Origin of the sequence: Vibrio sp. 10N.261.55.A10, from assembly GCF_041470825.1 — a bacterium.
GTDB lineage: Bacteria > Pseudomonadota > Gammaproteobacteria > Enterobacterales > Vibrionaceae > Vibrio > Vibrio crassostreae_C.
In genome coordinates this window covers 121,918-136,756 of the sequence record NZ_JBFRNC010000050.1, presented here as the reverse complement: position 1 = coordinate 136,756, position 14,839 = coordinate 121,918, and the positions used below count along the sequence as shown (strand labels likewise).

The 14,839-nt window shown below is 47.1% G+C and carries 7 protein-coding genes; all 7 read left to right on the top strand.

Annotated elements, in window-relative coordinates:
* Nucleotides 1–105: 105 nt before the first annotated feature.
* Complete coding sequence (gltB, locus tag AB4274_RS15925; protein ID WP_372083386.1) at nt 106–4,653, top strand: glutamate synthase large subunit; 4,548 nt, start codon at nt 106–108, stop codon at nt 4,651–4,653.
* Complete coding sequence (locus AB4274_RS15920; protein WP_017070082.1) at nt 4,653–6,122, top strand: glutamate synthase subunit beta; 1,470 nt, start codon at nt 4,653–4,655, stop codon at nt 6,120–6,122. Before gltB (AB4274_RS15925) ends, AB4274_RS15920 begins: the two co-directional genes overlap by 1 nt.
* A 428-nt stretch (nt 6,123–6,550) precedes the next feature.
* The gene (gene gltB, locus AB4274_RS15915; RefSeq protein WP_372112588.1) at nt 6,551–11,014 is read left to right on the top strand and encodes a glutamate synthase large subunit; all 4,464 of its coding nucleotides are present in this window, start codon (nt 6,551–6,553) and stop codon (nt 11,012–11,014) included.
* Between the two features lie 16 nt (nt 11,015–11,030).
* On the top strand, nt 11,031–12,443 hold the full coding sequence (locus AB4274_RS15910) for an FAD-dependent oxidoreductase (protein ID WP_171732962.1): 1,413 nt from the start codon (nt 11,031–11,033) through the stop codon (nt 12,441–12,443).
* Nucleotides 12,444–12,622: 179 nt separating this feature from the next.
* The gene (locus AB4274_RS15905) at nt 12,623–13,051 is read left to right on the top strand and encodes a DUF1499 domain-containing protein (RefSeq protein ID WP_017070085.1); all 429 of its coding nucleotides are present in this window, start codon (nt 12,623–12,625) and stop codon (nt 13,049–13,051) included.
* Nucleotides 13,052–13,178: 127 nt separating this feature from the next.
* A complete protein-coding gene (gene mtnN / locus AB4274_RS15900; protein ID WP_012603226.1) occupies nt 13,179–13,874 on the top strand; it encodes a 5'-methylthioadenosine/S-adenosylhomocysteine nucleosidase in 696 nt (231 codons plus the stop codon).
* Nucleotides 13,875–13,884: 10 nt separating this feature from the next.
* The gene (locus AB4274_RS15895; RefSeq protein ID WP_372102406.1) at nt 13,885–14,838 is read left to right on the top strand and encodes a cobalamin biosynthesis family protein; all 954 of its coding nucleotides are present in this window, start codon (nt 13,885–13,887) and stop codon (nt 14,836–14,838) included.
* Nucleotide 14,839 lies beyond the last annotated feature (1 nt).

Here is a 14,839-nt window from a genome sequence, read left to right as displayed (position 1 = left end):
GATTCAAACCGCCAGCATAGGCAGGTTTAGACCCATAAATATAAAAGGACAAGGCTGACTTTATACAAATAAGTTGCGCCTAGATTTAACTGGAAGGATGTATCTATGGTAGATCAAGAGCAGAACTCACAGGGTCTGTATACTCCTGAATTGGAGCATGACGCTTGTGGTATCGGTTTTGTTGCGCATCTAAAGAATCGCAAATCTCATGATGTAGTAACTCAAGCACTCGATATGCTTGCACGTATGGAACACCGTGGCGGCCAAGGCTGCGATCCGTGTTCTGGTGATGGTGCAGGTATCCTGCTACAGAAGCCGCACGAATTCTTACTAGAAGAAGCCGTAAAGCTTGGAATTAAGCTGCCATCTTTTGAAAAATATGGTGTTGGTGTTGTACTTTTCCCTAAAGATGAACACAAACGTGCACAGTGTCGTGACATTCTAGAACGCAATGCACAACGCCTTGAGTTAGAAGTTATCGGTTACCGTGAACTTCCAACGGACAATTCAATGATTGGTGCTGACCCACTAAGCACTGAACCTCAATTTGAACACGTATTTATTTCTGGCGGCCCTGGTATCACACCAGAAGAGCTTGAGCGTAAACTGTATGTTCTACGTAACTACACGGTTCGTGTATGCCTAGAAAGCGTTTCAAATATCGGTGATGACTTCTACATCAACTCTATGTCTTACAAGACATTGGTGTACAAAGGTCAGCTAACAACTGAACAAGTTCCTCAGTACTTCCTAGATCTGCAAAACCCAACCATGGTGACAGCTCTAGCACTAGTACACTCTCGCTTCTCTACCAATACATTCCCACGTTGGCGTCTAGCTCAGCCTTTCCGTTACATCGCGCACAATGGCGAAATCAATACGGTTCGCGGCAACCTGAACTGGATGAAAGCACGTGAAGCAATCCTAGAATCGGATCTGTTTACACAAGCTGAAATCGACATGCTGCTTCCTATCTGTCAGGAAGGTAGTTCGGATTCATCAAACTTCGATATGGCACTTGAGCTACTTGTTCTTTCAGGTCGTACTCTGCCACACGCGTTGATGATGATGATCCCGGAAGCATGGCAAGAAAACAAAAACATGGATCCAACTCGTCGTGCGTTCTACCAGTACCACGCGAACGTAATGGAACCATGGGATGGCCCAGCATCAGTATGTTTCACCGATGGTGTTCAAGTAGGTGCAACACTTGACCGTAACGGTCTGCGTCCTTCTCGCTACACAGTAACTAAAGACGACTTCCTAGTAATGGCGTCTGAGTCTGGTGTTGTTGAGATTGCACCTGAAAACGTTGAGTACCGTGGTCGTCTACAACCAGGTCGTATCTTCGTTGCTGACCTTGAGCAAGGCCGCATCATTTCTGATGAAGAAGTGAAAGACAGCATTGCTAAAGCACAACCTTACGAAAAGTGGGTTGAAGAGAACCTTCTGAGCCTGAAAAAGCTACCGGATGCGAGCAACGAATTTAGCCAACCTTCTCCAGAGAAACTACTACACAAACAACAATCGTTTGGCGTGAGTTCTGAAGAAGTAAACGAAATCATTCTACCTCTTGCGAAAACAGGCTACGAGCCACTTTCTGCAATGGGTGCTGACTGGCCGCTAGCGATTCTTTCTCACCAATCGCAGCACCTTTCAAACTACTTCAAACAGTTGTTTGCACAAGTAACTAACCCGCCGATCGACCCGATTCGTGAGCGCATGGTTATGTCTCTGAACACTTACCTAGGTAAAGACCAGAACTTACTTGCTGAAACACCTGAGCACTGTCAAAAAGTAGAACTTGAGTCTCCAGTACTGTCTAACTCTGAGTTAGAAAAACTGCGTGCAATCGATAACGAGCACCTTCAGGCGAAGACGCTGGATATCGTATTCCAAGCAAATGGCGACCAAGGTAAGTTAGAGCGCGCACTTAAGCGTATCTGCCAATACGCAGAAGACGCAGTGATTGATGGCTACTCTATCATCCTACTGACAGACCGTGCGGTTAACTCTAACCATGCCGCTATTCCAGCAATGCTGGCGGTTGGCGCGGTTCACCACCACCTAATCCGTAAAGGTCTACGTGCTAAGTGTGACATCGTTGTTGAAACGGGCGACGCTCGTGAGACACACCACTTTGCAACGCTTATCGGTTATGGTGCAAACGCAGTTAACCCATACCTAGTTATTGAAACGATTGTTGAACTGCAACGTACTAAGAAGCTAGATCCAAACGTACACCCACGTGAGTTATTCGATAACTACCGTAAAGGTGTTAACGGCGGTCTACTTAAGATCTTCTCTAAGATGGGGATCTCTACGCTGCAGTCTTACCACGGTGCACAAATCTTTGAAGCACTTGGTGTTAGCAAATCAGTGGTTGAAAAATACTTCACAGGTACTGTTTCTCGTATCCAAGGTCTAACGATCGACGATATCGCGCGAGAAGTATTGGTTCGTCACCGTGTTGGTTACCCAGCTCGTGAAATTCCAGCTCAGATCCTTGATGTTGGTGGTGTTTACCAGTGGAAACAACGTGGTGAGAAACACTTATTCAACCCAGAAACGATTTCTCTACTTCAAGAATCGACGCGTAACAAAGATTACGGTCAGTTCAAGAAGTACGCAAAAGCAGTTGATGACCAAGGCGACAACGCAGCAACGCTACGTAGCCAACTGGACTTCATCAAGAACCCTGCAGGCTCTATTCCTCTAGCAGAAGTAGAACCAATCGAGAACATTCTTAAGCGTTTCGCAACCGGCGCAATGAGCTTTGGTTCAATCTCGCATGAGGCTCACTCAACACTGGCTGTTGCGATGAACCGCATTGGCGCGAAATCAAACTCAGGTGAAGGTGGTGAAGATCCAGCACGTTTCGAACGTAAAGAAAACGGCGACTGGGAACGTTCAGCAATCAAACAGGTGGCTTCTGGTCGCTTTGGTGTAACGTCTTACTACCTATCTAACGCTGATGAGCTACAAATCAAGATGGCTCAAGGTGCGAAACCGGGCGAAGGTGGTCAACTACCTGGTGATAAGGTTGATGACTGGATCGGCGCAACGCGTCACTCGACTCCGGGCGTAGGTCTTATCTCGCCACCGCCACACCACGATATCTACTCAATCGAAGATTTGGCTCAGCTGATCTACGATCTGAAAAACGCGAACCGTAACGGTCGTGTCAACGTGAAGCTAGTATCAGAAGCTGGCGTAGGTACGATTGCATCGGGTGTAGCGAAAGCGAAAGCTGACGTGGTACTTATCGCAGGTTTTGATGGTGGTACGGGTGCATCTCCGATGTCTTCTATCCGTCACACAGGTCTGCCTTGGGAACTAGGTCTAGCAGAAACGCACCAAACACTACTGAAAAACGGCCTACGTAACCGTATCGTTGTTCAGTCTGATGGTCAGATGAAAACACCACGTGACCTTGCAGTAGCAACGTTACTTGGCGCGGAAGAATGGGGCGTAGCAACAGCAGCATTGGTTGTTGAAGGCTGTATCATGATGCGTAAGTGTCACAAGAATACCTGTCCTGTTGGTATCGCAACACAAAACAAAACTCTGCGTGAGCGTTTCGACGGCCGCGTAGAAGACGTAGTGACTTTCTTCCAATACATGGCTGAAGGTCTGCGTGAAGTAATGGCTGAACTTGGCTTCCGCTCTATCGATGAGATGGTAGGTCAATCGCACAAACTTAAAGTTCGTGACGACATCGGCCACTGGAAGTACAAGAACCTAGATCTAACACCTGTACTGCACATTGAGCAGGCTCGTGAAGAAGATGGTATCTACAACCAGACACAACAAAACCACAACCTAGAAGACGTTCTAGACCGCAAGTTGATTCAAGCGGCAATTCCAGCGCTTGAGAAAGGTGAAACCGTGAATGCGACCTTCCCTATCATCAACACAGACCGCTCTGCTGGTACCATGCTGTCGAACGAAATCTCGAAGGTTTACAAAGACCAAGGTTTACCACAACCAATGAACGTTAAGTTCCACGGTAGTGCTGGCCAATCTTTCGGTGCGTTCCTTGCGAAAGGCGTTAAGTTCGAAGTAGAAGGCGACGCGAACGATTACTGGGGTAAAGGTCTGTCTGGCGGTACTTTGGTACTGTACCCAGATGCGAAATCTTCTATCGTTGCTGAAGATAACATCGTGGTTGGTAACGTATGTTTCTACGGTGCAACCTCAGGTGAATCTTTCATTCGCGGTATGGCTGGTGAACGTTTCTGTGTTCGTAACTCAGGTGCGAAGGTTGTTGTTGAGGGCGTTGGTGACCACGGTTGTGAATACATGACTGGCGGTGTTGCCGTTATCCTTGGCTCAACAGGTCGTAACTTTGCTGCGGGTATGAGTGGCGGTGTCGCTTATGTTTGGGACAAAGCTGGTGACTTCGAAACCAAGCTTAACCCAGAACTTGTAGACCTAGATCCAATTGAACAAGAAGATAAAGATCTTCTACTAGATATGCTAACCAAGCACGTTGAATTCACAGGAAGTGAAGTTGCTCAGTCTTTCCTAGACAACTTTGAAGCAAGTATTGCATCACTGATTAAAGTTATGCCACGCGACTACAAAGCAGTTCTTGAGAAGCGTAAAGCTGAAGCACAACAGGCACAAACGGAAGAAGTGGAGGCAGTATAATGGGTAAGCCTACTGGATTTTTAGAACACGGTCGCGAGCTTCCAAAGAAGCTCGACCCATCGGTTCGTATCGAAGACAACAAAGAGTTCGTACTTAACGAAGAGTTTGGTGACAAGATCAATACTCAAGCATCTCGTTGTATGGACTGTGGCGTACCTTTCTGTCACAGCGGTTGTCCGATTGGTAACATCATCCCAGAATTCAATGATGCGGTTTACCGTGACAGCTGGGAAGAGGCTTGGAACATCCTAAGCTCTACCAACAACTTCCCTGAGTTTACCGGTCGTGTTTGTCCTGCTCCTTGTGAAAGTGCCTGTGTTCTTGGTATCAACCAAGACCCAATCACTATCTGTAATATCGAGAAAACGATTGTCGAAACTGCGTACCGTGAAGGGTACGCAAAACCTAAAACACCACGCTCTCGCACAGGTAAAACTGTCGCAGTTATCGGTTCAGGTCCTGCTGGCCTAGCCGCAGCTGAGCAGCTAAACAGCGCTGGTCACTCGGTAACGGTATTTGAACGTGACGAGAAAGTCGGTGGTCTACTTCGCTTCGGTATCCCAGATTTCAAACTGGGTATGGACGTGATTGATCGTAAGATCAACTTAATGGCTGAAGCTGGCGTTGAGTTTAAAGTTAACCAACACATCGGTGTTGATGTTAATGCTCAACAGTTACGCCAAGAGTTTGATGTGGTATTGCTAACGGGTGGTTCTACGGTTCCACGCGACTTGCCAATCCCTGGTCGTGAGTTGAAAGGCGTTCACTTTGCCATGGAATTCCTTGGTCAAAACAACCGCCGTGCTAACAACCTAGATCTTAAAACAGAAGAGATTCACGCTAAAGATAAGCACGTTGTGGTTATCGGTGGTGGTGATACTGGTTCTGACTGTGTGGGCACATCAAACCGTCATAAGGCAGCGAGCATTACTCAGGTTGAGATCATGCCGATCCCACCAGAGAAGCGCCCTGCAAACATGCCTTGGCCTCAATACCCAATGATCATGAAAACCACCACTTCTCACGAAGAAGGTTGTGAACGTCACTGGAACATCTTAACCAAAGAGTTCATCGGTAACGAGCAAGGTCAAGTGACGGGTCTACGTATTGCTGACATCGTTTGGCAAGATGCGAAACCAGGTGAGCGTCCAGGCTTTGATGAAGTCGCGAACTCTGAACGTGTTATTCCTTGTGACATGGCATTCCTAGCAATGGGCTTCTTACACCCGGAGCCAACCGGCGTGCTTGCTCAACTAGACATTAAACTGGACGAGCGCGGTAACGTCGCTTCTGAAGGTTTTGCAACGAACCAGAAAGGCGTTTTCGCTGCTGGTGATATGCGTACTGGTCAATCTCTAGTTGTACGTTGTATTAATGAAGGTCGTGAATGTGCAATTGCGATTGATGACTTCTTAATGGGTAACTCAAACTTAGAAGCGAAAGCTGATTCACTCATGCTTTCCGCATAATATTTCTCGGGCTAACGTCAATGACGTTAGCCTAGAGGAAAATCAATACCCTTCCTAACTTTTATATTTGGCTAGCACTCGATGCTAGCCTTTTTTCTATCTGGCCTTTGGCGTTTTCAAAATCATCCTGTTGTATATGTTAAATCTCGTTAACATTCACCTTATATATCTCATTGATATCCATCGACTATTTTAGATTATTAAGTGGCTAATCGCGTTTATGCATGATAATTAACCATGAACTTGACCTTAAACACAATTAGCTATACGTTGTAAAGCTGATGAAAATAAAATCAATCGGTTTTGTTAACACAACCAATAACGTTTTAACTGGCTAAAGCAAACTATCAGTTTATAAAAAACAACAAGTATATGAATAGTTAGTCATTTACTGTCTGGATGACAGAGAAGCAAAAGGGAGAATTGCAATGGCTCTATATGATCCTAGTCTTGAAAAAGACAACTGTGGATTTGGTTTAATAGCGCAAATGGAAGGCCAACCTAGTCATAAGTTGGTAAGAACTGCTATTTCAGCCCTAGATCGCATGACACACCGTGGTGGTATCGCCGCGGATGGTAAAACCGGAGATGGCTGTGGCTTATTACTACAGAAGCCAGACTCTTACCTCAGAATTATCGCAGAAGAGAATAACTTCAACCTCGGCAAGCAATACGCTGTCGGCATGATTTTCTTCAGCCAAGACCCAATCAAAGCGCAATCTGCGCAAGACATCGTCAATAAAGAGCTCGCTCAAGAGACACTCACCGTCGCAGGTTGGCGTGTCGTGCCGACTAACACCGACGTTTTGGGGCCAATCGCAAAAGATTCTGTTCCAAACATTCAACAAGTCTTTATCTCAGCACCTGCAGGCTGGCGTGAGCGTGACATCGAACGCCGCCTATATATTGCTCGTCGCAGAATTGAAAAGCAGATCACCGAAGACAAAGATTTCTATATTTGTAGCCTTTCGACACAAGTAATGGTCTACAAAGGTCTGTGTATGCCAGCCGATCTTCCGCGATTTTACCTCGATCTTGCAGACTTACGTATGGAATCTGCAATATGTCTGTTCCACCAGCGTTTCTCAACCAATACTCAACCACGCTGGCCACTGGCTCAACCATTCCGCTATTTGGCGCACAATGGTGAGATCAATACCATAGAAGGTAACCGACAGTGGGCTAAGGCTCGTGCCTATAAATTCTCTTCACCACTGCTGCCCGATTTGCAAACCGCAGCGCCCTTTGTGAATGAGACAGGATCTGACTCTTCAAGCTTAGATAACATGCTCGACCTGTTCCTTGCCGGTGGTATGGATGTGTTCCGAGCGATGCGCATGCTTGTGCCGCCCGCTTGGCAAAACCACCCAGATATGGACCCAGATCTACGTGCATTCTACGACTTCAACTCAAAGCACATGGAACCGTGGGATGGCCCTGCAGGTATCGTACTTTCTGATGGTCGTTACGCTGCGTGTAACCTAGATAGAAACGGCCTGCGTCCTGCGCGTTATGTGATTACCAAAGACAATCTAATCACGCTCGCATCAGAAGTCGGTATCTGGAACTACGCACCGGATGAAGTCGCAGAGAAAGGGCGTGTCGGCCCAGGTGAATTGCTCGTCATAGATACGCGCCGCGGTAAATTGTGGCAATCTAACGAGATCGACAATGACCTTAAAGGTCGCCATCCTTATAAAGAGTGGATGGAAAAGAACGTTCACAAACTCACACCGTTTTCCGATCTGCCCGATGAGCAAGTCGGTAAGCGCAGCTTTGACGATGACACGCTCAAGACCTACCAAAAACAGTTTGCGATGAGCAACGAAGAGTCCGACCAAGTGCTGCGTGTGCTTGGTGATATGGGACAGGAAGCGGTAGGCTCAATGGGCGATGATACGCCGATGGCTGTGCTCTCTTCAAAAGAGCGTCTGGTTACTGATTACTTCCGCCAGAAATTTGCACAGGTCACCAACCCACCGATTGATCCACTGCGTGAAAAACACGTGATGTCTTTGGCGACCAGTATTGGTAAAGAGATGAACGTGTTCTGTGAAACAGATGGTCACGCCTATCGTGTCACGTTTGATTCACCAGTACTGCTTTACTCAGACATGCAGCAGCTTCTGCAGTTGAGTCAAAAACATTATCGTCATGTCATTCTCAGCATGCACTACGACCCGAATAACCAAGATCTAGAACAAGCAATCAAAGCAGTATGTGATAGTGCCGAACAAGAAGTCAGCGAAGGTGCGGTTTTAGTTGTGCTGTCGGACAAAGGTTTAGAGAAAGGAAAACTACCGATCCCTGCAGCCATGTTGGTTGGTGCGGTGCAAACAAGGCTTGCTGATACCAACCTGCGTTGTGATGCCAACATCGTTGTTGAGACAGCAACTGCGCGCGACCCACACCAATTTGCTGTGCTGCTTGGCTTCGGTGCAACCGCGGTTTACCCATACCTCGCTTATGAAGCGTTAGGTAAAATGTTGGATGATGGCTCTTTAGATAAAGATTATCGTGCCGCAATGCAAAATTACCAAAACGGCATCAACAAAGGTCTGTACAAGATCATGTCGAAGATGGGAATTTCAACCATTGCCTCTTATCGCTGTTCACAGCTTTTCGAAGCCATTGGCCTTCATTCCGATGTTGTTGAGCTCTGTTTCCGCGGAGTTACCACTCGAATCCAAGGCGCAAGCTTTAGCGATTTCCAGCAAGATATCTATAACTTATCTCGTAAAGCCTGGACTAAGCGTAAGCCAATCGAGCACGGTGGTTTACTCAAATACGTACACGGCGGCGAATATCACGCCTATAACCCTGATGTGGTTGGCACTCTGCAAACTGCAGTAAAAACAGGTGAGACATCGGATTATCTCTCTTTTGCTAAGCAAGTAAATGCTCGTCCAGCTGCGATGTTACGCGACTTAATGAGCCTCAAAAAAGCCGATCAGCCTCTACCACTAGAGCAAGTCGAGCCTAACAGCGATCTGTTTAAACGCTTCGACTCTGCGGCAATGTCGATCGGTGCTTTGAGCCCAGAAGCGCATGAAGCATTAGCAATGGCGATGAACCGCTTGGGTGGTTACTCAAACTCTGGTGAAGGTGGTGAAGACCCTCGACGCTTTGGTACTGACCGTAACTCTCGTATCAAGCAGATAGCTTCCGGTCGTTTTGGTGTGACGCCACATTACTTAACCAATGCGGATGTTTTGCAGATCAAGGTCGCGCAAGGTGCGAAGCCTGGAGAAGGTGGTCAACTGCCCGGCCATAAAGTTACCGCAGAAATCGCTAAGCTGAGATATTCAGTTCAAGGGGTGACACTGATCTCCCCTCCTCCACATCACGATATTTATTCTATCGAGGATCTAGCGCAGCTGATTTTCGACCTTAAACAAGTGAACCCTAAAGCCTTGGTTTCAGTAAAGTTAGTATCGGAACCGGGTGTAGGCACGATTGCAACTGGTGTAGCGAAAGCCTATGCCGATCTGATCACCATTTCTGGCTACGATGGCGGTACCGCGGCAAGCCCTCTAACCTCGGTAAAATACGCAGGTTGCCCTTGGGAGCTAGGCTTAGCAGAAACTCAACAAGCACTGGTTGCTAACGGGCTTCGTCATAAGATCCGCCTGCAAGTCGATGGTGGTTTAAAAACTGGCCTTGATGTGATTAAAGGTGCGATTCTCGGTGCAGAAAGCTTTGGTTTTGGTACCGCGCCAATGGTCGCAATGGGTTGTAAGTTCTTACGAATTTGTCACCTAAACAACTGTGCGACGGGTGTTGCGACTCAAGATGAAACACTACGCCGCGAATACTTCAAAGGCCTGCCAGACATGGTGGTGAACTACTTTACAGGCCTAGCCGATGAAGTTCGCCAATACCTTGCAGAACTCGGCGTAGAAAAACTCACGGACCTGATTGGTCGTACTGACTTACTTGAAGCCGTTCAAGGCCTCACCGCGAAACAGAACAAGCTCGATCTCTCTTCAATACTCGAAGCTCCGGTATCTCCAGAAGGTCACCCACTGTTTTGGACCGAGCCAAACGCACCATTTGATAAAGCTCAGCTCAACCAGCAGATTCTGGATGATGCACTCGATGCAATTGAGAAACGTCAATCCACCAGCCTTTACTACAACGTGATCAACACAGACCGCTCGATTGGTGCTCGTATCTCTGGTGAAATTGCTAAGCGATACGGCAACCAAGGGATGGCAGGTTCACCAATCAAGTTATATCTCGACGGTACAGCAGGCCAATCTTTTGCGGTTTGGAACGCAGGCGGCGTTGAGCTTTACCTAACAGGCGATGCCAATGACTATGTTGGCAAAGGCATGGCTGGCGGCAAAGTGGTTATCAAGCCTCACCAAGGCACCGCATTTACTTGTAACGAAGCGACCATCATAGGCAACACCTGTCTGTATGGCGCAACTGGAGGCAAGCTGTTTGCAGCTGGTACGGCTGGCGAACGATTTGGCGTACGTAACTCAGGTACGGTTGCTGTGATTGAAGGCGCTGGTGACAACGCCTGTGAATACATGACCGGCGGTATTGTTGCCATTCTTGGCGCAACTGGCGTCAACTTCGGTGCGGGTATGACAGGTGGCTTCGCTTATGTCATGGATAAGAACGAAGACTTCCAAGGTCGAGTAAATAACGAGTCGGTCGAGGCACTTTCTCTGTCTGACTTATTTATCCACCAAGAACATCTGCGTGGCTTAATTGCAGAGCACTTAGAAGAGACTGGCTCAGTACACGCTGAAGCTATTCTGGCGAACTTTGATGAATGGATTCCAAAGTTCTACCTAGTGAAGCCAAAGACGGCGGATCTGAACACCTTGCTCGGCCACCAAAGCCGCAGCTCAGCTGAACTTCGTGTTCAAGCGCAATAATTGGAAGGAGCCAATAATGAGCCAGAATGTATACCAATTTATTGATGTGAATCGCGTAGACCCAGCGAAGAAACCAATCAAGATACGTAAGATTGAGTTTGTAGAGATCTACGAACCTTTCACTAAACAGCAAGCGAAAGCGCAAGCAGACCGTTGTTTAGACTGTGGTAACCCATACTGTGAATGGAAATGTCCTGTTCACAACTACATCCCTCAGTGGCTTAAGCTTGCCAATGAAGGGCGCATTATCGAAGCCGCTGAACTGTCTCACCAAACCAACAGCCTGCCTGAGGTTTGCGGTCGAGTTTGCCCTCAAGACCGCTTGTGTGAGGGCTCTTGTACCCTCAATGACGATTTCGGTGCCGTAACCATTGGCAATATTGAAAAGTACATTACCGACAAAGCCTTTGAGATGGGTTGGAAGCCTGACATGTCTCACGTTGAGTGGACTGATAAAAAGGTCGCGATCATCGGTGCGGGGCCAGCAGGTCTAGCGGCGGCTGACATCCTAGTTCGTAATGGCGTAAAAGCCGTTGTGTTTGACCGCTATCCGGAGATCGGTGGCCTACTGACGTTTGGTATTCCATCGTTCAAGCTTGAGAAAGGCATCATGGAAAATCGTCGCCGTATCTTTAGCGAGATGGGCGTCGAGTTCCAAATGAATACCGAAGTCGGCAAAGATGTACAACTTCAGCAACTCGTCGATGACTACGACGCTGTTTTCCTTGGTGTCGGCACCTATAAAAACATGCGTGCGGGTTTAGACAACGAAGATGCACCGGGCGTTTATGATGCTCTGCCATTCTTGATTTCTAATACCTACAAGGTCATGGAACTGGAAAACCCAACCCCATTTATCGATATGCAAGGTAAGAAAGTCGTCGTGCTTGGTGGTGGTGATACGGCGATGGACTGCGTTCGAACCTCTATTCGTCAGAATGCGGCAGATGTGGTGTGTGCTTACCGCCGAGATGAAGCCAACATGCCAGGTTCTCGCCGTGAGGTAAAAAATGCACGTGAAGAGGGGGTGAAGTTCAAGTTCAACCTACAACCTATCGGCTTAGAGCTTAACAGCGCTGGTCATGTGGTTGGTGTGAAATTCGTGAAAACCGCTTTGGGTGAGCCTGATGAAGCAGGCCGTCGTCGTCCAGAACCTGTCGAAGGCAGTGAGCATGTTCTTGAGGCTGATGCCGTAATTATGGCATTTGGTTTCCAACCTCATACGATGGAATGGCTAGAACCTTTCGGTGTGGAGCTCGATCAGTGGGGTCGTATCAAGGCTCCCGGTAAACAAGAGTTTCAATACCAAACCACCAACAGCAAGATCTTTGCAGGTGGCGATGCGGTTCGAGGATCTGACTTGGTAGTAACCGCTATCGATGAGGGCCGTAAAGCCGCAGAAGGGATCTTGGATTACCTAGAAGTGTGACTAATCTAAAGTTTCCTCTATTAATCAATCCATTACTATAAAAAGAGGATCCGCATATGGATCCTTTTTTAAGTTCGATACGTTTTACCAACGGCATAACAAAGAATACGTAAAACAATCGTAAATTAACAAATACCGAGAACTACAATTAAAATTAAAACAACGCCATAGGAAACACTATGAAAAAAGCCGCTCTCCTCTCTCTATCTCTTTTGACTTTAACCGCTTGCAGCCAAGGAATCACGGACATGAAAGACAGAACTTCATCACCTTGTGGAGACAAACCAAACTGCGTATCAACTCAAGATGACCGTGAGCAGCACGCATTGGCCGCGTTTGAGTTGTCAGATTCAGCGAACTTGGATGCGATTGAGCAGGTTGCACTAACCTTACCGGGATCGAAAACCGCGAGTAAAACAGAAGATTATCTGCGTGTTGAATGTACCTCTCGCATCATGCGTTTTGTCGATGACTTAGAACTTAAAATCACGGATGGCAAACTGATCGTGCGTTCAGAGTCTCGTACTGGCCATTCTGATTTTGGCGTAAACCGAAAACGAGCTGAACAACTTCGTGCTAGCTTGAAAAGCGAAGGCCTAATCAAATAGATAAAAGAATACGCAGATAAATCGCTACTATTCGGATGAGAAGTGCCTCTGGGCAGTCGCTCGACACTTCTTATCCATGCTACAATTTCGCTCTACTGTTTAAATATTATTTATTAAGAGACTACACATGAAAATCGGCATCATTGGCGCAATGGAGCAAGAAGTTGCGATCCTAAAAGCAGCAATTTCAGACATTACTGAAGTTAATAAAGGCGGTTGTACCTTTTTCTCTGGTCAGCTAAATGGTGTTGACGTTGTTTTGCTTCAATCTGGCATTGGTAAAGTAGCAGCGGCTGTTGGTACTTCAATCCTACTAAGCGAATACCAACCAGATGTCGTTCTTAACACGGGCTCTGCTGGCGGTTTTGATTCAACACTGAACCTTGGCGATGTGGTTATCTCAACTGAAGTTCGTCACCACGATGCAGACGTTACAGCTTTCGGTTACGAAATCGGCCAAATGGCAGGTCAGCCTGCAGCGTTCAAAGCTGACGACAAACTGATGGCTGTTGCTGAACAAGCTCTAGCACAAATGGAAGATAAGCATGCCGTTCGCGGTCTTATCTGTACTGGCGACGCATTTGTTTGCACAGCAGAACGCCAAGAGTTCATCCGCAAGCACTTCCCATCTGTTGTTGCTGTAGAGATGGAAGCATCGGCTATCGCTCAAGCTTGTCACCAATTCCAAGTACCATTCGTGGTTGTTCGTGCAATCTCTGATGTTGCAGACAAAGAATCACCAATGAGCTTCGAAGAGTTCCTGCCACTAGCAGCGCAAAGCTCTTCTGAAATGGTTATCAAGATGGTTGCCCTACTAAAGTAAGCGACTAGACATGCAAACACTGTTTGATCAGGTATTTGCAAATGGCGTGCTCCTTGTGATGTGGGGAGCACTGCTTTTTCATTTAATTTTACCTATCCCCCATGCCGCACACCCCACGACCTTATGGCATAAGTTTGCTGAGCTTTTAGCAAGCAAGGTTAATAACAACCACAACTATTCCCAAAGTTTAATCTCAGGCACATTAGCCTGGGGGTTAATGGTACTGCCAACTCTGGTTATTCTATTGGCACTGCAACCATTGGTTTGGCAATCTCAACTGTTTGAATTGGCACTGTTATTACTCGCGATTGATTGGCGCAATAATGAAAAGCTGGCTAACCAACTGATCAAAGTACTTGGCCGAGAAGATAAAGCGGCCGCTCGTCAGTTACTGGCTCCGATTATCAATCGTCAGACCGAATCACTTTCGCCACTTGGCCTCGGCAAAGCCGCCACAGAAACCATAATCATGGGTTACGCTCGTAATGTGGTTTGTGTTTTATTCTGGTACGCCATTGGTGGTGGAATCGCCGCTTTAATGTATCGCCTGATTGTCGAATTAGCGCGAGCGTGGTCACCAAGCCGTAAGCAGTTCTCTCCATTTGGATCAACGGCAATCAAGATAGTCGCGATTCTAGAATTTATACCAATGCGATTGTTTGCCTTGATGATTGTATGTGGTGATAAAGCGTCTCACACGTTCAAGATGATGTTAGTCCAAAGTCGCTCTTGGCCACTGCCCGGCCCTGCCTGGTTGATCACGGCCGTTGGCAACAAGCTGGAGTTATCATTAGGTGGCCCTGCGATTTACGACAACACCAAAGCCATTCGCGCGAAATTAGGCGGAAGAATCGCACCGTCAGCTCTGCATCTATCTCAGGTTCAGAAACTACTCTTTGGTCGCATCGCTATCTGGATCTTTTTACAAAGCCTAGCCTTACTATTTATTCACCAAGGGATTTAGA